At 52.7% G+C, this 18,694-nt stretch carries 16 protein-coding genes; 3 read left to right on the top strand and 13 right to left on the bottom strand.

Features of this window, described 5'->3' with window-relative positions; all coding sequences use genetic code 11:
- The first annotated feature begins 103 nt into the window (after positions 1–103).
- Entirely contained in the window at positions 104–1,144 is a 1,041-nt protein-coding gene (locus EVX52_RS20935; protein ID WP_129992047.1) for an NADP(H)-dependent aldo-keto reductase, read from the top strand.
- A gap of 61 nt (positions 1,145–1,205) precedes the next feature.
- Here EVX52_RS20935 and lplT read toward each other — a convergent pair whose 3' ends face one another.
- From lplT to EVX52_RS20890, 9 genes are all read right to left on the bottom strand, one after another.
- Positions 1,206–2,414, bottom strand: coding sequence for a lysophospholipid transporter LplT (gene lplT / locus EVX52_RS20930; RefSeq protein ID WP_129954945.1), 1,209 nt, complete (start codon positions 2,412–2,414; stop codon positions 1,206–1,208).
- Complete coding sequence (gene aas, locus EVX52_RS20925) at positions 2,411–4,576, bottom strand: bifunctional acyl-ACP--phospholipid O-acyltransferase/long-chain-fatty-acid--ACP ligase (RefSeq protein ID WP_129992046.1); 2,166 nt, start codon at positions 4,574–4,576, stop codon at positions 2,411–2,413. The genes lplT and aas overlap by 4 nt, the downstream gene beginning before the upstream one ends.
- 356 nt (positions 4,577–4,932) lie before the next feature.
- Entirely contained in the window at positions 4,933–7,191 is a 2,259-nt protein-coding gene (locus EVX52_RS20920) for a molybdopterin guanine dinucleotide-containing S/N-oxide reductase (RefSeq protein WP_129992045.1), read from the bottom strand.
- Between the two features lie 136 nt (positions 7,192–7,327).
- A complete protein-coding gene (locus EVX52_RS20915) occupies positions 7,328–8,566 on the bottom strand; it encodes an MFS transporter (RefSeq protein ID WP_129954941.1) in 1,239 nt (412 codons plus the stop codon).
- Positions 8,567–8,625: 59 nt separating this feature from the next.
- Entirely contained in the window at positions 8,626–9,882 is a 1,257-nt protein-coding gene (locus tag EVX52_RS20910) for an acetyl-CoA carboxylase biotin carboxylase subunit family protein (protein ID WP_129954940.1), read from the bottom strand.
- Positions 9,883–9,929: 47 nt separating this feature from the next.
- On the bottom strand, positions 9,930–10,661 hold the full coding sequence (locus tag EVX52_RS20905) for an SDR family NAD(P)-dependent oxidoreductase (protein WP_129954939.1): 732 nt from the start codon (positions 10,659–10,661) through the stop codon (positions 9,930–9,932).
- A complete protein-coding gene (gene hilB, locus EVX52_RS20900) occupies positions 10,658–11,389 on the bottom strand; it encodes a 3(1)-hydroxy-L-isoleucine 4-dioxygenase HilB (protein ID WP_129992044.1) in 732 nt (243 codons plus the stop codon). The genes EVX52_RS20905 and hilB overlap by 4 nt, the downstream gene beginning before the upstream one ends.
- A 62-nt stretch (positions 11,390–11,451) precedes the next feature.
- The gene (hilA, locus tag EVX52_RS20895; RefSeq protein ID WP_129954937.1) at positions 11,452–12,345 is read right to left on the bottom strand and encodes an L-isoleucine 3(1)-dioxygenase; all 894 of its coding nucleotides are present in this window, start codon (positions 12,343–12,345) and stop codon (positions 11,452–11,454) included.
- A gap of 78 nt (positions 12,346–12,423) precedes the next feature.
- Positions 12,424–13,395: a transporter substrate-binding domain-containing protein gene (locus tag EVX52_RS20890; RefSeq protein ID WP_129992043.1), complete on the bottom strand. Its 972-nt coding sequence runs from the start codon at positions 13,393–13,395 to the stop codon at positions 12,424–12,426.
- Between the two features lie 119 nt (positions 13,396–13,514).
- On the opposite strand from EVX52_RS20890, the gene EVX52_RS20885 reads away from it, so the two are divergent.
- Together EVX52_RS20885 and galR are read left to right on the top strand one after the other, a co-directional pair.
- A complete protein-coding gene (locus EVX52_RS20885) occupies positions 13,515–14,435 on the top strand; it encodes a LysR family transcriptional regulator (protein WP_129954935.1) in 921 nt (306 codons plus the stop codon).
- A 218-nt stretch (positions 14,436–14,653) separates the two neighbouring features.
- Entirely contained in the window at positions 14,654–15,661 is a 1,008-nt protein-coding gene (gene galR / locus EVX52_RS20880; protein ID WP_129954934.1) for an HTH-type transcriptional regulator GalR, read from the top strand.
- Here galR and EVX52_RS20875 read toward each other — a convergent pair.
- From EVX52_RS20875 to EVX52_RS20860, 4 genes are read right to left on the bottom strand one after another with little or no spacing between them, the layout of a single operon-like run.
- Positions 15,658–16,107, bottom strand: coding sequence for a GNAT family N-acetyltransferase (locus EVX52_RS20875; RefSeq protein ID WP_129954933.1), 450 nt, complete (start codon positions 16,105–16,107; stop codon positions 15,658–15,660). The genes galR and EVX52_RS20875 overlap by 4 nt on opposite strands.
- 5 nt (positions 16,108–16,112) lie before the next feature.
- On the bottom strand, positions 16,113–16,886 hold the full coding sequence (locus tag EVX52_RS20870; RefSeq protein WP_129954932.1) for an FCD domain-containing protein: 774 nt from the start codon (positions 16,884–16,886) through the stop codon (positions 16,113–16,115).
- A 38-nt stretch (positions 16,887–16,924) separates the two neighbouring features.
- On the bottom strand, positions 16,925–17,242 hold the full coding sequence (locus EVX52_RS20865; protein ID WP_129954931.1) for a PTS sugar transporter subunit IIB: 318 nt from the start codon (positions 17,240–17,242) through the stop codon (positions 16,925–16,927).
- A 14-nt stretch (positions 17,243–17,256) separates the two neighbouring features.
- Positions 17,257–18,693, bottom strand: a complete 1,437-nt coding sequence (locus EVX52_RS20860; protein WP_129992042.1) for a glycoside hydrolase family 1 protein — start codon at positions 18,691–18,693, stop codon at positions 17,257–17,259.
- Position 18,694: the final 1 nt, after the last annotated feature.

Here is an 18,694-nt window from a genome sequence, read left to right as displayed (position 1 = left end):
CCCGCACACACTGCCACTTCCCCCATCTGCCAGCCTTGTATATAGTCAGTTAAGGCGCTTTTTCTAACAGGCTGACATTCTCAGATATAAAGGAAGACCGGCAATGCAATATCACCGTATACCCCACAGTTCTTTAGAAGTGAGCTTACTGGGACTTGGCACCATGACTTTTGGTGAACAAAACAGCGAAGCCGACGCCCACCAGCAACTCGATTACGCCGTTGCGGCGGGTATCAACCTGATTGATACCGCAGAGATGTATCCCGTTCCGCCGCGTCCTGAAACTCAGGGGCTGACGGAAACCTATATCGGTAGCTGGCTGAAAGCCCGTGGCAATCGTGAAAAGATCATTCTGGCGAGTAAAGTCTCCGGCCCTTCCCGGGGTAGTGACAACGCCATTCGCCCGGATCAGATGCTGGATCGCAAAAATATCCGCGCGGCACTGGATGCCAGTCTGAAACGTCTGAACACCGATTATCTCGATCTTTATCAAATTCACTGGCCTCAGCGCCAGACCAATTTCTTTGGCAAACTGAGCTATCAGTACACCGAAGAACAATCTCCGGTGACTTTGCTGGAAACGCTGGAAGCGCTGAATGAACAGGTTCGCGCCGGTAAAATCCGCTATATCGGTGTTTCTAACGAAACGCCGTGGGGCGTGATGCGTTACCTGCAACTGGCTGAGAAACACGATCTGCCGCGTATTGTGTCGATTCAAAACCCGTACAGTTTGCTGAACCGCAGCTTTGAAATCGGTTTATCCGAAATCAGTCAGCACGAAGGGGTTGAACTGCTGGCCTACTCCAGCCTGGCGTTTGGCACACTGAGTGGCAAATACCTTAACGGTGCGAAACCGGCCGGGGCACGTAATACGCTGTTCAGCCGTTTCACCCGTTACTCTTCACCGCAGGCTGAAGCGGCGATTGCCGAATATGTCGCGCTGGCGAAGAAACGTAACCTGGATCCTTCGCAGATGGCGCTGGCCTTTGTGCGCCAGCAACCGTTTGTGGCCAGCACACTGCTGGGCGCAACCACGCTCGAACAGCTGAAGATCAACATCGACAGTCAGGATCTGACGCTCGATGAGGAGATCCTTGCTGATCTGGAAAATATCCACAAACGCTTCACTATTCCTGCGCCGTAAACCCTGGTCGCAGGCAGTAAAAAAGGGCGCTCAGCGCCCTTTTCTTTTTTCACCTGCCCGGTCACGCCAGGCGGCGTTTCTGCATATTCTTCCAGATCCACAACCCGGCTATCGCCAGTGCGAATACCACACCGAACCCGATGCCAATCGCCACCACTGGCGCGCCAACCATCACCACCAGCGAATACAAACCGAGCATCAGCAGCATGGCGGTGTTTTCACCCAGGTTCTGCACTGCAATCGCATTACCGGCACCAACGGAAATTTTACCGCGATGCTGCAAGAGTGCATTCAGCGGCACCACAAAGAAGCCGCCCAGAATCCCCACCACCACCAGCACAATGTAAGCACTCAACATGCTGGTTTGCAGTGCGAAGACCACCACGGCGATACCGATAGCGACGCCTGCAGGCAGGCAGCGTTTCACGGTATCCAGACGGATTAATTTCGCCGCCGCGCCCGCACCCAACACAATCCCGACCGCCACCATCGCATTCAGCAACGTAGGGGTTTTGTTATCGGTGATGCCCAGCGCCACTGGCACCCACAGCACCAGCAGGAAACGCAGCGTCACGCCCGCGCCCCAGAACAGGCTGGTACCGACCAGCGAGAAGCGGGTTTCGCCATCCTGCCATAATGTTTTGCAGGCAGAGAAAAAAGTCCGGCTCATTTTTGCCGGATTCCATGACTGTCCCGGACGCGCAGGACTCAGCTTCGGAATAAACCAGTTTGCGACCACCGCCGCACCATACGCCAGCACGCAGATACCCAACGCCGCCAGAATGCTCCAGTCAGCCAGCGCGCCACCGGCCACAGAACCCAGCAGAATCGCGGCAATGGTAGAGGCTTCCATCAGGCCATTGGCTTTCACCAACTGTTCACCACTGGCGATCTCGCCCAGAATGCCGTATTTGGCTGGCGAATACGCCGCTGCGCCAATACCGACCAATGTATAACCGAGGAACGGATTCAGTCCGGCACAAATCACCGCCGCGCCTGCCAGTTTGAGCAGGTTGGCGACCATCATCACGCGGCCTTTGGAGAAACTGTCGGCAAACTGCCCGACAAACGGCGCGAGGATAATATAGGTCGCCACAAACGCCATTTGTAAAACAGGCTGACTCCAGTCGGGGTAAAGTTGCTGTTTGATCAGCGCCAGCGCGGCGAACAGCAGCGCATTGTCACCGAAAGCCGACAGGAACTGCGCCACGATCACCGCAATCATACTTTTTGACATCAGCGGCGATGCCGCCTTTACTGGCTGGATCATGCCTCAGTCTCCGGGTTTTCTGCCATCTGACGCAGGGTGACAAAATCGGGTTTACCGCTGCCGAGCAACGGTAACGCTTTAACGACACGAATATCACGCGGCACCGCCAGTTCCGGCAGCCCGAGTTCACGGGCGGCCTGGCTCAGTGCATCACGACGTAATTCAGGATCGGTGGTAAACAGCACCAGGGCCTCGCCTTTGCTGGCATCGCTGCGGGACGTCGCCGCATGCTGTTTATCCGGTGAAGCGCTGATCGCCAGTTGTTCGACGCTTTCCAGCGAGACCATTTCCCCCGCCAGTTTGGCAAAACGTTTCACGCGGCCCCGGATGGTGCAGAAACCTTTTTCATCCAGCGTGACGATATCGCCGGTGTCATACCAGCCCGCCTGCATTTCACCTGCGGCATTTTCAGCCTGCGGTGTTTCCAGCACACCCGGATTTTCAACGCGCAGGTAACCCTTCATGATGTTAGGCCCGCGCAGTTGCAGACGACCGCCCTCTTCAATGCCCGGCACGGTAATCAGACGTGACTCCATGCCCGGCAAAATCTTACCGACGGTATTCACTTTGGTCGCCATCGGTACGTTGATTGCAACCACCGGTGCGCACTCGGTCACGCCGTAGCCTTCCAGAATGCGGATACCGAATTTGTTCTGCCAGATTTCTTTGGTGCCTTCCGCCAGTTTCTCCGCTCCGGCGACCACATACCGCAACCGTGCAAAATCATACGGATGCGCAAAGCGGGCGTAATTGCCGAGGAACGTTGAGGTGCCAAACAATACGGTACAGTTCTGGTCATACACCAGTTCCGGCACAATGCGGTAATGCAGCGGGCTCGGATACAGGAAAACCCGCGCGCCGGTGATCAGCGGCGTCAGCAATCCGACCGTCAGGCCAAAGGCGTGGAACAGCGGCAGCGACGACATAAACCGGTCGCGCGGCGTGAAGTCAGCAACAGTGCGGATTTGCTCGACGTTAGCCAGCAGGCTGGCGTGCGAATGCACCACACCTTTCGGGTTACCTTCGGAACCGGAGGTGAACAGTACCAGTGCTGCGTCATCGGGCTTTTGCGGCAACATCGCGCGGCGAGGAAAGATCAGATGGAACAGGATCCACAGCTTATCCTGCGTGGTCACCGTGTCTTTCAAATCTTCCAGATAAACCCAGTTCGCCTCAGGTACATTCTCCGGCAGATGCGTCAGCTTGCCTTTTTCAAGGAACTGGCGGGAGGTAATAATGGTATTGATCTGCGCCGCTTTCATGGCGCTTTGCAACCCTTTTGCACCCGCTGTGTAGTTGAGCAGCGCCGGAATACGGTTACGCATTGACGCGCCAAACAGCGCAGCCGCCATGATCGTCGCATTGGGTAACAGCATCCCCACATGTTCACCTTCGCGGGTAAAACGTTGCAAAATGCGACTCACGCCCAGGCATTTTTTCAGCAGGCCCTGATAGGTATCTTCTTTGAATGCGATATCAGCGATACAGGGTTTGCGACGGCCATAACGGGTTTGTGCGGATAATAATGCCTGATACAAGGTTTCCGGCTTGCGGGTATCCATACGCGCCTGCATCATAATTTTATGCAGTTGCTCACCGGCGAGAACACGGCGGTCGCGCGAGCGCGGCGCGTCCGGCATCGCAATGGTGGTCGGCGGTAAGAGGCTGATGGTAATTTTCGGGAACCAGCGGATTTTAAAGCTGCCGAACAAGCGGCCAAACGGCGTGTATTCCGCGCCATCAATGCGCACCGGCATGACGGTCGCCTGTGACTTCGCCGCCACAAAGGCCGCACCGTCGTAAATCTTCATTAAAGAACCGGTAACCGTAATACGCCCTTCCGGAAATACAACCACCGGACGCCCTTTTTCCACTTCGCGGATCAGATGCTTAATCGCCATCGGTTTGGTCGGATCCAGCGGCATAAAATCCACGTACGGTTTCAGCCAGCGCATAAACCAGCTGTCGGTGATGTCGGAATACACCGCAAAGACCGGTTTTATCGGCAGGAAAAGCGCCAGCAGCATGCCATCAATAAACGAGACATGATTCGGCGTGAGGATTAAACGCGGGTAATCATATTTATTGTTCGCCGGGGTCACGCTGACTCTGAACATCAGGCGGAAAAGCCACCTGAAAGTAGCGAAAAGAAAGTGATACATGTTGGCCATCTCCTTATGTGTCATCCCTGATCTTGAAGAAAAGGTTGGGGAAACAGCATACTATAAGCCGCTGAAAAATGACGACAGTCAGAGAGAGTTTAGGAGGGAACTGATCGGCGTGCCGGAGCTGAGGCAAAAAAAAACCTACGCATCCGCGTAGGTTGGTGCAAATTTAATCGGTATCAACATGCAGAGCACGTTGATGATTCACCAATCAATACCTCTGGGACGTTCAATTTAGCTGGTTTAGGAGAATCACCGCCAGCAGGCAATCGAAACATAATCCCGCAAAATGTAACCAGTGGTGAAAATAGGCCCGATTTATCATAAATCAGGCTAACTGTTTAAAAACCACCTTAAATACTTTGGACCTCGACTAAACAACTCATGGCATTTGGCCCCTGCGTCAGGCGCGACGTACCGATATCCAGCGTCAGCACATTCGGATTCCCCGCCTGCTCGGTTTCCTGCCACTGGCCGCCAAAGCCCGGATCAAACCAGGCGCCGGTGGACATCAGCACCACGCCACGCGTAATGCCGTCGTTAAGCGAAACACCCGCCAGACAACTGCCGCGCGCGTTGTGCACTTTCACCCGGTCGCCGTCCTTAAGCTGACGGCTGAGGGCATCTTCCGGATGCATGAACAGGGTTTCCTTACCGGCGGTTTTGTTCGACTGCGCCAGCGGCGACTGATCAAGCTGGCTGTGCAGACGATCTTTGGGCTGAATGGAAATCAGGTGCAATGGCCACTGTCTGGCACTTTCCGCGCCCAGCCATTCTACCGGCGGCTGCCATTCCGGGTGCGGTGCGAAATCTTCATAGCCGTAACCGGCGATGGTTTCGGAGAACAGTTCGATTTTGCCACTGTGTGTCCCCAGCGGATTAGCGCGCGGACTTTTGCGGAATTCCTCGAAGAATACGTAATCTTTTTCCGGTACCGGCAGTTCAACAAAACCGCGCTCCCAGAAGGTTTCAAAATCAGGCCATTCCACACCCGTGCCTTTTTGCGCTTCGCCGCACTGACGGTAAATATGGCGCAGCCACTGATCCTCATTACGCCCCTGAGTGAACTGCTCGCGGTAACCGAGACGGTCGGCAATATCCGCGAAAATATCAAAATCATTGCGCGCCTGATGTTGCGGCGCAACGGCCTGATGCATCGCCAGCACGAAGCGGTCACGCGATGAACCGCCGATATCGTTACGTTCCAGCGATGTTGTCGCAGGCAGCACGATATCGGCCATCTGCGCGGCCGGCGTCCAGACGTTATCCTGCACAATCACGGTATCCGGCTTCTGCCAGCCTTCGACCAGACGGTTAAGCTGCTGATGATGGTGGAACGGATTACCCCCCGCCCAGTGCACCAGATGAATATCGGGATAATGCAGCGTCTCGCCCTGAAATTCATACGGCTGGCCCGGATTGAGCAACATATCGCTGATGCGCGCCACCGGGATCGACAAACCAGACGGATTCGGCCCGGCACTGACGGCAGGCCCCGGCGTGTCATAACGCGGATTACCCACGCTGTTCATCGAGCCGTGACCGAAGGAGAAACCACCGCCCGGCAAACCGACCTGCCCGAGCATGGCAGAGAGGGCGATCATCATCCAGTAAGGCTGCTCGCCACGGTGAGCACGCTGTACGGAGTACGAACAGGTAATAAAGCTGCGCACACCGATCAGGTCATCCGCCAGACGCGCAATACGTTCAGCCGGCACGCCGGTTATAGCGCTCGCCCAGTCAGGCGTTTTGGGTGTGCCGTCCGTGTCGCCGCGCAGATACGCGGCAAGTTGCGGATAACCCACGCAATGGCTGGCAAGGAACGCCTCATCCTGCGCTTCTTTACGCTGAATTTCATACGCAACGGCCATCATCAGCGCCGCATCGGTGTTCGGGCGGATCGGGATCCACTCGGCATTAACGAATTCCGGACAATCGTCGCGCATCGGGCTGATATTGATGACGCGGGTGCCTTTTTTCGCCAGCTGTTCCAGCGCCGGTTTCAGGGTATGTTCCACTGCACCGCCGGAAGCGACCTGCGCATTTTTCAGCGCCAGGCCGCCAAACGCGACCAGAATGTCAGCATGTTCGACCACACTTGGCCATGAAGTAACGCGTCCGGTCAGCGGCGTAAAAGTACCGATAACATACGGCAGGAAAAATTGCGCCGAGCCCCAGCTGTAATTGCCCTGCTGATCAACCCCGCCGCCGCCGGTGAAATAAAAACGACGCACCAGAGAACGGGCGTGGTGTAAACGCCCTGCGGATGACCAGCCATAAGAACCGTTAAAGATACCGGCAGCGCCGTAACGGTCACGCACGCGTTTATTCTCTTCGGCCACCAGATCCAGCGCCAGATCCCAGTCCACTTCGACAAAATCCTCACGGCCACGCAGCGAGCGATCGCTGTTTTCGCGGTGTTTCAGCCACGAACGGCGCACTGCCGGTTTACGGATACGCTTGTCGGAATAAACCAGCGGCGCAATGGAATCCAGTAAAGGGGAAGGATCGGCATCCGCCTGATAAGGTTCACAACGGATCAACCGGCCATCTTCTACCACGGCAGTATATGCGCCCCAGTGGGCCAGTTGCGGATAGCGTTTTATCGACATATTTTCTATTTTTCTCAGCGCAGATAAGTGACTTTAAAATACCATTCACTGCGCTGATAACTCAAAGCACAAATGTGGATAAACAGAAAAGGGGATGTGCTCCCCATTATTCATCGTTTGAGACGGGATGACCGTTTCAGGCCTGTGGCTGAGCGATCACAGGCGGTAGCCAGCTGTTGTAGCCGAAAGCACGGCGGCCGATGACGATCAACATCAATCCTAATATCAGTGCAAAAATCAGAATGATGGCGATAATTTGCAACGGCATAAAGCTGCCTGCCAACGCTGTCACCGCCAGACCGCTAACGGGTACCGAACACATATTCATCAGGCCAATAAGCCCCATGGTTTTCCCCAGATGTTTCTGCGGGATAATCTGGCTGCGTAAGGTGCGCAGGTAGACGCTGAATGCACCATCAAAAGCCATCAGTAATGCGTAACCGGCCAGATACATCGCATAATCGAGTGAAAGCGACATCAGGGCACCTGACAATATCATGCCGCAAAATGACAGGGTCCCCAGCGTGGAAAGCCCAAAACGTTTGGCAATTCGCGGCACAAAGAAAAACGTAATGATGGTGACCAGCGCTGCCGAGGTCTGTAATACCCCGAAGTAACTCTCAGGCAGATGAAACTCTTTGAGGATCACCGCAGCACTCACCACCAGCGCCGCACCGTATACCAGATTCACTACCCAGGTCAGCGCACACAGATGCAGCAGGATTTTATTCTGCTTAAGCACCTGAATCGCCGTAATGTTGGATTGCACAATGGACCGCAGACTCATCTTTTCTGCAATTTCCACGTCATGAGTTTCGAGGAACAGATAGTTAATAGCAGAGACAGCAAACAGCACGGCTGCACAGGCTAAAATCGCCCCGACGCCACCATAAACGGAAATTGCCACTGCCAGCGCCGGGCCGAGAACCTGCGTGGTCTGGTCGACACCCTGTAACATTGAATGGGCTTTCGGCAGAGCCTCTGCGGGGATATGGCGCGGTAACAGCGCCTCAGTGGCGACAAAGTTCAGCACATAGGCCACCGACAGCAGCGCCATCATGACCGCCAGCACCGGGAATGTGGCGCCGGGATGAAAGGTCAGGGTCAGGAAAGCGACCACCATTAACACACAGCGTCCGGCTTCCACGTTAAAGAAGATAAAGCGGGGCTTGATACGGTCAGCCAGAAAACCTGACAGCGGGAAAAACAGAATGCGCGGCAACCACTCAATCACGAATGCCAGCGAGGAAAAGGTGAGAGAACCGGTCGCTTTTAAAATCGCCAGCGGCACGGCAAACAGCAAAAACTGATCGCACAGTGACCCGGCAAAGCGGGAAAAGACGAAACGTTTTAATCCAAAACGATCACTGTTCATATCATTGCTTTCCTTAAAGGAGTTCAGGAGCCACCACAAATGAGGTGGCTCGGGGGATATCAGACCTGACGAAGGGTAAACAGCGATCGGGCGTATTGATCGGCAATCGTTAAGTGCTCGTCAAAACCCTGTTCTGCGGCACGCTGTGGCCAGAAATACTCGATAGAACCTTCACGGGTTTTCCACGACACCAGCTTTTTCGACAGATCCAGCGGCTTAGCGGTAACCTGCATATTCACCACATGAGCCGGCAGGCTGGCGGGCAATGTGATTTTCTCAATCACACCCACGTCGGCTTTAATAAAAGCAACGGCGCTCAGGCCGCGAGGTTTGAGAGTATCCGGCAGCGGTTTAAGTTTGTTCAGATGGCTGAGTACGTGCAGTTCATACGGGTTGATACCGTAGGTTCTTTCCACCAAATCCATTATGGTGTCGCCCCCTGTGCGCGCGCCCACTTCGATGATTTTGATTTCACCGGCAGGCGTAATACGTGCTTCAAAGTGCGCCACCCCGTAACGGATCCCCAGTGCATGACAGGCCCGTTCAGCTATGTCACGCAGTGATTGATTGTCACTGTGCAGCGACGGCATGCTGTGGCCGACTTCAACAAAATTCGGCTCTTCACCCAGATATTTGTCCGTAACTGCTATTGCCCGGTGATAGTCGCCCTGATTGATCACCTCAACGCTGACTTCCTGCCACGCCGGAATATATTCCTCGATCTGGAACAAGTCTTCCGGCGCAAAGGATTCACCATTGAGTGAAATCACATCGGTAACGCAACGGGCGAACACTTCTTCGATTTCCTGTTCGTGAGTGATTTTCAATACACCCAGACTCCCCGCCAGTTCACGCGGTTTAATCACCACCGGCAGACCGAACTCTGCAATCAATGTTTTCAGTTCGTTGAGCGTACGGAACGCAGCGAAGCGAGGCACCGGCAGGCCAGCGGCTTGCAGGATCTGCTTCATCACAAATTTGTCACGGCAGTGGGTGATCGTTTGGCAATCATTTCCGTAAAGCTGGTAATGCTCAGTCAGAAGGCTGGCGGCGCGCACGGTAAAATCATTCATCGGGATAACCGCCGCAGGAGTTTCACCGGTTTCCTGTTGATGGGCCTGTACGGCACGTAGCACAGCCTCTGCATCGGCCACATCTCCCGGTATAAAGCCGTCGAAAAATTTGATTGTCGGCGAGGTGCGATTTTTTGCCATCGTCAGTACCCGCATTCCGCCTGAAGCACGTAAAGCCCCCGCCAGCACACGCTCACGCAAAGCAAACTCACCGCCCAGAATCAAAATATAGGTGTTGTTCATAATAAAACTCCTGCAAGTCAGTAGTGGCCGTTATGCCGGCCATCGGATTAAAGGTCTTTACCAATCGTCCAGCCGCCATCAATAACCAGGGTGGAACCGGTCACAAATCGCGCATCGGAAGAAGTGAGATACATTGCCGCTTTTGCCACATCCTGCGTTTCGCCCAGCACAGGCAGGAACTGACCACGTTGGATCTTCTCCATCTGTGCCGGATTGTCGTAGTAAGGTTCGGTAAGCGGCGTGCGGATAACGCCGGGCGCAATGGCATTCACCCGGATTCGATGCTTGCCGTATTCCAGCGCCAGCTGTTTCGTCAGGCCGATAACGGCGTGCTTTGATGAGACATAGGCGGTGCGATCAGGCTCGCCCATCAGGCCGGAGACCGAAGCGATATTGACGGCATTGCCCGGCAGGTTATGGCGAACCAGCTGCTGACAGAATGCACGTCCGGCAACAAAACTGGCGGTCACGTTAACGGCAAAAACACGTTCCCACAGTGACAGTGATAATTCATCGATCCGGCAGATTTCACGCGTACCGGCGCAATTTATTAAGACATTGTTATCGCTGGCGTATTCTGCCGCTTCAAATACGCCATTCAGATGCACTGAATCGGTAATATCCAGCTGGTGGTGAACATACTCAGGTTCATTGGCGAAAACGGACGGGGAACAGTCGATACCCTCTACCGCATAGCCGGCGGCCAGATAGGCCGCCACCATCGATTGACCGATACCACTGGATGCGCCCGTGATAAACGCTTTATATTTCAGGCTCATGCCGCTTCCTTCATCGTGCGCTGGAACGTCACCAGAATGATGTCACGCAGTGCCGTCTCCCCCGGCTGGCGACAGCCTATGGGTGTCACCGCATGGTATTTGTCGTGATTTACCACCAGCGTGTCGAATAACGCCTCCAGACGCAGCACCCGCTCAATATTTTTAGGGGTTGGGGCAATCAAATTATCGCCACCCAGCATGTTGGCGGAGGCATGGATCAGGTGAACAAACACCACATCCTCATCATCTTTATGCAGCCAGACGGGCGAGCTGTACGCGGGCGCATCACACTGCGCCTCATAGCGGAATAAATGAATGCCGACGGACAACTCTTCCAGCGGTCCGATACGCTTATAAGCTTCAACAAAAGCGATGTCGTCCTGCAAAATCGTCTGCATCAGGCGGTTAGCAGTAATATTTTCGGGCAGCAAAGGATAATGGCGAACAATACCGCCGGTGTCCGGATTGTATTTTTTAGTTTGCTTATATTCCGTAAAATGACCAAAACTGAGCTCACCCTGCTCATTACGCCGGCATTGCGCATAACCGCGCCAGCGATTCCCAGCAGAATAAGGATCCAGCGTCAGTTTTTCATATGCCAGTTTTAATTGCTCAAGTTCAGAAAGAAAAATATCTTTATTATCGCAATTGATATCAGGCAACGTTTGATAATAACTTCCGGGGATAAATGCATATCCCCCGGCCGCAAGATGATTAACATATTCCATATAAGACTCGTTATTAATTCAGGACAAAGAGATAAGGAACCACCATGATTAATTCGCTCCGGTTATGTCCAATACACCACTTTGCTATTATTGAGTCTGCCAATAAAGCGCCCGGCCGTAAGACGGCTTCCCTGACTGACGCTGCTGACACCGTGCAGATGACAGGCGTTCATGAAGTAAATATCCCCGGCATTCAGTCGCACTGAGAGGGATTCCACGCCCTGCAACTGGTGCGGAGGATAGGGATAACCGGTGTCCGTCACGCCAAAGCGGGCGCGGCAAGGCTCATCCGGATCGAGATTCCACATTTTCAATTCGCCACCGCCCTGCGCCGCTTCCAGGCACACATTAAACGCAGTCACCGTCATGGCATCGGCAATTTCAAAATCATCCTGTTGCGCAAACTTAAGCTGGGCGCGGTCTTCATGCGGCATCAGCGACATGACACCGTTATCCAGCCAGCGACGGAACGTGGCAAAACAGGCGTAAGAATTCTTATAACGCGCCGGACCAAAATGGATCCCTTCGTCAAGGAATAAATCTTCCAGCGTACGGTTGAGGAACAGGGATTCGGTGGCATAACTGTCCGCGACGGACATCAGTTCTGCAACACTGGCGTTTACCCGGTTCACTTCCGCCATATAGTTTTCACCGTTACGTGAAAACTGCGTGGCGCCAATCTGATTGGTCAGAACAAAACCGTCATCGGCGCGGTTTCCGCCACCGTTGCGATTCACCATCTGATTAAACTTTTCTGCTACATCCTGGCAGATTTCTTTATCCGCAAAATTACGGATAATATACAGAACATTACCCTGATGATGACCGTGCAGAATAATATTTTTGATAATGCTGAAATCTACATTATCAGGCTCTGTTTCTAAATAACTAAAACCTTTTTTTACTGAACCGGACAATACCATCTTTTGCTGTTTTTCAGCCAATAACTCACTCATGACGTTCCTGCCAAAGAATATTAAAATGATAATCGTAAAAAAAATGTGTTATTAAATTAACTTGGGTGAAATAAGATGTCAGATAAATAAAGGCGAATACAGCATTCCCCCCTGAGACCATAAATTATTATCCCGACGTTCCTGATTAAGCTCTGAGTATTTACCTAAATTACGCTGGAATATTTCACCGTAATTTCCGACCTGATGAATGATCGCGCGGATAAAATCCGGACGCAGCCCCAGATTTTTACAATGCTGCTCTGACGGGTAAAGGAAAGTGCGCAGGTAGCCCGTCGCCTCCTGACTCATTTCAAGAATGTTTTTGCTGGTGACCTGTAAGTTTTCCGCTTCTATCAGCGTACGCATGATCCAGGTTACCGCTTTCAGCCACTGCGTGTCATGCGAGGACACTGCCGGTGACATGGCTTCCAGCGAGATACGATCCTGCAAGATAATATGCGCTTCTTTATCTTTCAGCTGAGCACGTTCGCCGGCCAGCAAATAGGAATCGAGACAGTAGATATTGCATTCGCCTAGCTGATAAGCCTGACGGGCCTGAGTCGGCGAATCAAACAGTCGGATCTCGCAAGAGAGATTTAAATTTCCAAAGTAACGCTTCAGATTCTCTTCGGTGGTGGATCCCCGCATGGCCGCTATCCGGCGCTCGCGGGTATACTTTACCTGTTCAACGGGTTCGAGCAAATTACCCGCCGGCGTCATCAGCACTTCGCCATCAAACAGCATCGGATGAACAAAACTGACTTCTGACTCGGTTTCACGCTGGAAAGTTATGCTGGAATTAAATGACCCCAGGTCAATCACTCCGTCACGCAGCGCCCGAAACCGGTCACCGGACTGCAATGGCATATAATGAATTTTTCCGACATCACCTAACACCGCCACTGCTACCGCCCGGGCTAAATCAATGTCGAACCCTTCCCAGCAATTGTGTAATACATTGCGAAACGACAATCCTTTAAAACCCAGACTAACGCCAACATTCAGCACATCGTGCTGGCGGATCCGTTCAATAACCGTTTGGTTCAACATAGCTAACCTGTTAATTAAATTGATTATTATGACTAATTCTCACCAGAGGTTGCCTCTGTTGAACATCATACGGCTTGATGATAATTTGGATAGATATTCCAGAAACAAAAGAGCTATGCGTGAAAAGCACAAATGAGTTAGCCGAACTCCTTCCCAGTTTGTCCGTTTTTATTCAGGTGGTTGAAAAAGGAAGTTTTTCTTCAGCAGGACGGGAGACTTCGCTGGCCCCCTCTTCTGTGAGCCGGATGATTGACCGTCTGGAGAAACGCCTCAATGTGGTGTTATTTACCCGCTCGACCCGCTCTGTCGCCATAACCGAGATCGGACTGGAAATTTACCAGCAGGCGCTGACGGTACTGTCCGCTACGCAGACACTTTTCTCCCGGGCGGATAGCTTCAGCGATACCCCTCAGGGTGTTTTGCGTATCACCGCGCCAAACACACTCGGTAAGATTCTGCTCACCCCTTTTCTGCCCGCATTTTTACGCCGCTATCCGGAAATAAACGTCGAGCTTTCGCTGACCGATCGCGTCACTAATTTGACGCAGGACGCCTACGATCTGGCACTGCGCGTAACCGAAAGTCCACCGGAGAATATGGTAGCCCGTGCCCTGATGCCTATCGATTATGTATTGGTTTGTGCTGCGGATTACGACGAAGTACTGCCCGATTTCCCGGCTGCACTCACCAAACACAACATTTTTTTCCCCGATGAACGGCAATTTCGCGGTGCCTGGCGTTTTTGGCACAATGATATAGTGGAGACTGTGACGCTGGTTCCACGGTTGATGATCAATAACAGCGACGCCATGATTGATGCCATCTTGCAGGGTGTCGGCATTGCGCTGATCCCCACTTTCATCGCCAACCGATATATCGCTAATGGTAAATTGCATCGCGTGTTGCCTGAATGGCGAGTGGAGAATCCCCTGCCGCGTAACACCTACGCAATCACCCTTCCCAATAAACTGCTGCCACTTAAAACAAGAGTGTTTATCGATGATTTTATGCAGTGGATTAAGGAGGAAGGAAGGGTGTAGTCAGAATGAAACCAGATTGACGTTTACGCCGGAAATCGTTTCCCAGCAAAATCGCTCTCCCCGCCGCCGCCTGCGCAGGGGAGGCGCAAAACCTTCAGGTATTTTTCCCGTTACATCCCGCTTACATCCTAAAGTTGCGATCAGCATCCTTGCAGCCAGCGGTCTTTTCCGCAAAACTGGTCCGTGTAAACGATTACCCTCACGGAAACAGAAGTGTTATGGCAACGATTAAGGATGTAGCAAAACTGGCAGGCGTATCGGTTGCGACCGTATCACGCGTGATTAACCATTCCCCGAAAGCCAGCGACAGCTCGCGGGAAGCCGTACAGAACGCCATGCAACATCTGCAATATCATCCCAATGCCAACGCCCGTGCCCTCGCCCAGCAGGCGACCGAAACACTGGGGCTGATCGTGGCTGATGTATCCGATCCCTTTTTCGGTGCGATGGTGAAAGCGGTTGAACAAGTCGCCTATGCCACCGGTAATTTTCTGCTGATTGGTAACGGTTATCACAACGTTGAAAAAGAGCGTCAGGCCATTGAGCAATTGATCCGCCACCGCTGTGCGGCATTAGTCGTGCATGCCAAAATGCTCCCGCAAGATGAGCTGACCAGCCTGATGCAGCAAATCCCCGGAATGGTGCTGATTAACCGCACGTTACCGGGCTTCGAACAGCGCTGTATTGCACTCGATGACCGCTACGGTTCCTGGCTGGCGACGCGTCATCTGATCCAGGCCGGGCATCAGCGCATCGCGATTTTGTGTTCTAACCATGGCATTTCCGATGCCAGCGACCGCCTTCAGGGCTATATCGACGCCCTTAACGAACATAACATCCCGGTCGATGACAAGCTGATTGCATACGCGGAACCCGATGAAATCGGAGGCGAAAAAGCCATGGCGGACTTATTAGGATTGGGCAAAGGTTTTACGGCAGTGACCTGCTACAACGACCCGATGGCCGCCGGTGCATTATCAGTCTTAAGCGATAACAGTATTGATGTACCGGGCGAAATTTCGCTGATTGGCTTTGATGATGTGCTGATTTCGCGCTACCTGCGCCCGCGTCTGACCACCGTACGTTATCCGGTCGTGGCCATGGCAAGTCAGGCAGCGCAACTGGCATTAGCGCTGGCAAATGGTCAGCCGTTACCGGAAACCACTCACATGTTCAGCCCGACGCTGGTGCGGCGTCACTCGGTGAGCAGCCCGGCCAACAGCTAAAGAAGTTGATGAAAAAGATGCACCGGCTTATCCGGATAATCCAGGGCATCGCCGATGTATTTCCAGCCAAAACGTTCGTAATAACCGGTGAAGTCGGCGTACAGATATAACTCCCCGAAGCCGCTGCGGCGGCTCTGTTCCAGCACAAACTGCTGTAACTGCTGCCCCAGTCCGCGCGAGCGGAAATGCTTATCCACGTATAACGCCGCCAGCCACGGGGTAAGATCCTGACGACTGATTAAATCGCAGCGCCATAACCCCACGGTGCCTGCCAGTCTACCTTCATCGAGTGCAATAAAAGTTTGCGGTAAGTCCGCGCCGGACAGGCTGCTTCGCACCACACTGGCAAAAAATTCGCGACTATTTTCGCTGCCAAACGCCCGCCAAAGCCAGTCTGTCACCGCGTCCTGAAATTCAGGACGTTCACTCAGATTAATAATCTTCATGGTGTTCAGACCAGCTTTCCCTGAAAAATTGGTACAGATTCAAACAGATACCCGTCAAACTCCGGCGCATCAACATCTGACAATTCCATCAGTGTATTTTTTACATTTTCCATATGCTGCCACATCGCCTGGTACGAGCCCATGACGTCGCGGCGGCGCAGGGCAGCCAAAATATTCTGATGATCAGCCAGCCATTTCAGGCGGTAACCCCGGGTAGCAATATGGCTGTGTAACTGTTTCCACAGCGGACTGGAATCCCGGTGCATCCAGATATTTTTCACCGAATCGAGCAGCATCTGGTTTTGTGTCGCACCGGCAATCAGCAGGTGGAACAACTTGTCGTTGTCACCGCTTTCATCGTTAGCCACGATAGCGGTTTGTTCCTGCTCAAGCGTGCGACGCAGATTTTCGATATCCGCTTTGGTCGCCATTTTGGCGGCAAACGCGGCAATATTACTTTCGAGCAACTGCCGCGCCTGTAAGATTTCAAAGGGCCCGATCTGCCCCTGATACATCAGCTCGTCTTCCCCTTCTTCCTGAGAAGGAATGCGGATCACATACACGCCGGAACCCTGACGGATATCGACTGTGCCCTCAAGTTCCAGCATCAGTAAGGCTTCACGCACTATCGTCCGGCTGACGCCGTAGTTTTCCGCCATATTGCGTTCGGGCGGCAGGCGGGATCCCACGGCAAAATGCCCTTGCTTGATTTGCTCACGCAGGTCGTGCCCGATTTCCTGATACTGCTTTTTGTCCTGCGAAACCACACCTTTTTCCACACAATCACCCTGATACACGAAACAAGAAAGACCGGATGTTACTGTATCAGAGATAGTGCCTGATCCAGCACTTTTGCACCGTTTAACGTGCCGTAAGCCACCATGTCGATCACTGCGATCGGAATACCGTGTTCATCGGTCAGCTTTTTATTCTCCGTCAGCTTAAAACGCACCTGCGGCCCGAGCAGCACGGCGACGATATCGCGTCCATACGCCTCAAGCTCATCGCGCAGATTGTTTTCCGGGATCGCGTAGATCTGATATTCCATACCCCGGGCAGCGGCTTCTTTTTCCATTTTAGTGACCACCAGTGACGTGGACATTCCTGCCGAACAAGCTAAAACAATTCGTTTCATGGTATTTCCTTAGGTTATTTTTCCTGGTCATCCAGCGTTAAAGACAACACACCACTTTCACTGAGCGATTTAAACCAGTGAGATGATTTCTTCTGACGGCGATCACGGTTGTTCTCCAGATCAATCTCGATCAGTCCGTAACGGTTTTTAAAGGCGTTCATTGGCGAGACATTATCGGTAAAGGCCCAGAGCATATATCCCTGACAATTGGCGCCGTCCTCCCGCGCTTTTAACGTCCAGTAAAGATGCTCGGCAATAAATTCAATACGATAGTCGTCCTGAATTTCCCCGCTGATGGCATCGCGGAACTGATCTTCATTTTCGATACCCATGCCGTTTTCCGCCACAAACCACGCAATATTTCCGTATTCGGTTTTAATGCGCATCGCCATGTCGTAAATAATTTTCGGGTATATTTCCCAGCCACGCGATTTATTCATCCGGCGACCGGGTAATTCAAAGTGTTCGTAGTAATACGCCGGATGGAATGGCGTGTTTTTATTCCATTCGCGGGAAGGTGCTTTCACCCGGTGCGGGTAATAGAGATTAATACCCACTTCATCCACAGTATTGTTCCGAATAACGGCCAGTTCCTCTGCGGAATAATCAAAATGCACGCCATGCTTTTGCAGTAATTCCAACAACTCCTGCGGATATTCGCCGTTAATCATCGGATCTAAAAATACGCGGTTATAGAATAAATCGTATAAATGTGCCGCCTGCTGATCATGTGCTGCTGTTGAGCGGGCGTAAGTCACTTCCGGATTTAAAATGACCCCCACCGTGCCCGAGGCGTTATAGCCTTTACGGTAGAACAGTTCGACAACGCTGGCGGTCGCCAGCACTTTGTGATGATTCCACTGCATCCATTTGGCGGTATTTTGTTCAAACGGCCAGCGAATTGCATCCAGATAGACACGGGTTTGTACCACCACCGGTTCGTTGAAGGTAAACCAGCGACTGACTTTTCCGGCATAGCGCTCAAAGACTTTTTCTGCGTACAACACAAATAATTCGACAACTTTTTTCGAACTCCAGCCGTCGTATTTCTCGATCAGAAACGCCGGTAATTCATAGTGTTCCAGGCACAACATCGGTTCGATGCCGTGACGTTTCATTTCATCGAGCAGGTCGTCAATATATGCGGCATACTCTTCATCGACGGTACCCAGTTCGTAATCTGTCAGAAAGCGTGACCAGTTGACGGACGTGCGGTAGTGGCTCAGTCCGCTGGCTTTCATCAGCGCCACATCTTCCTGATAACGATTGATAAAATCGGTGGCTTTCGCCGGACCGTAGCCGTTGTGCCAGACGTGGCGATTATTTTTGTACCAGAGATCCAGATACGAATCCTGCCCGTCTTTTTTGCCGCTCCAGCCTTCGGTCTGCCATGCAGAGGCTGCTGCACCGAGAATAAATCCCTCGGGAATGGCGATTGAAACCTGACTCATA

Source organism: Rahnella sp. CFA14(1/10), from assembly GCF_004195095.1.
In the GTDB taxonomy this organism is placed as follows: domain Bacteria; phylum Pseudomonadota; class Gammaproteobacteria; order Enterobacterales; family Enterobacteriaceae; genus Rahnella; species Rahnella perminowiae.
Note: the sequence above shows the minus strand (reverse complement) of the source record. Positions and strands in the feature narration are given on the sequence as shown.

Bases quoted from the DNA above. Each gene is read 5' to 3' on its own strand.
- EVX52_RS20935 (WP_129992047.1), top strand. From the start codon at position 104: ATGCAATATCACCGTATACCCCACAGTTCTTTAGAAGTGAGCTTACTG.
- lplT (WP_129954945.1), bottom strand. From the start codon at position 2,414: ATGATCCAGCCAGTAAAGGCGGCATCGCCGCTGATGTCAAAAAGTATG.
- aas (WP_129992046.1), bottom strand. From the start codon at position 4,576: ATGTATCACTTTCTTTTCGCTACTTTCAGGTGGCTTTTCCGCCTGATG.
- EVX52_RS20920 (WP_129992045.1), bottom strand. From the start codon at position 7,191: ATGTCGATAAAACGCTATCCGCAACTGGCCCACTGGGGCGCATATACT.
- EVX52_RS20915 (WP_129954941.1), bottom strand. From the start codon at position 8,566: ATGAACAGTGATCGTTTTGGATTAAAACGTTTCGTCTTTTCCCGCTTT.
- EVX52_RS20910 (WP_129954940.1), bottom strand. From the start codon at position 9,882: ATGAACAACACCTATATTTTGATTCTGGGCGGTGAGTTTGCTTTGCGT.
- EVX52_RS20905 (WP_129954939.1), bottom strand. From the start codon at position 10,661: ATGAGCCTGAAATATAAAGCGTTTATCACGGGCGCATCCAGTGGTATC.
- hilB (WP_129992044.1), bottom strand. From the start codon at position 11,389: ATGGAATATGTTAATCATCTTGCGGCCGGGGGATATGCATTTATCCCC.
- hilA (WP_129954937.1), bottom strand. From the start codon at position 12,345: ATGAGTGAGTTATTGGCTGAAAAACAGCAAAAGATGGTATTGTCCGGT.
- EVX52_RS20890 (WP_129992043.1), bottom strand. From the start codon at position 13,395: ATGTTGAACCAAACGGTTATTGAACGGATCCGCCAGCACGATGTGCTG.
- galR (WP_129954934.1), top strand. From the start codon at position 14,654: ATGGCAACGATTAAGGATGTAGCAAAACTGGCAGGCGTATCGGTTGCG.
- EVX52_RS20875 (WP_129954933.1), bottom strand. From the start codon at position 16,107: ATGAAGATTATTAATCTGAGTGAACGTCCTGAATTTCAGGACGCGGTG.
- EVX52_RS20865 (WP_129954931.1), bottom strand. From the start codon at position 17,242: ATGAAACGAATTGTTTTAGCTTGTTCGGCAGGAATGTCCACGTCACTG.
- EVX52_RS20860 (WP_129992042.1), bottom strand. From the start codon at position 18,693: ATGAGTCAGGTTTCAATCGCCATTCCCGAGGGATTTATTCTCGGTGCA.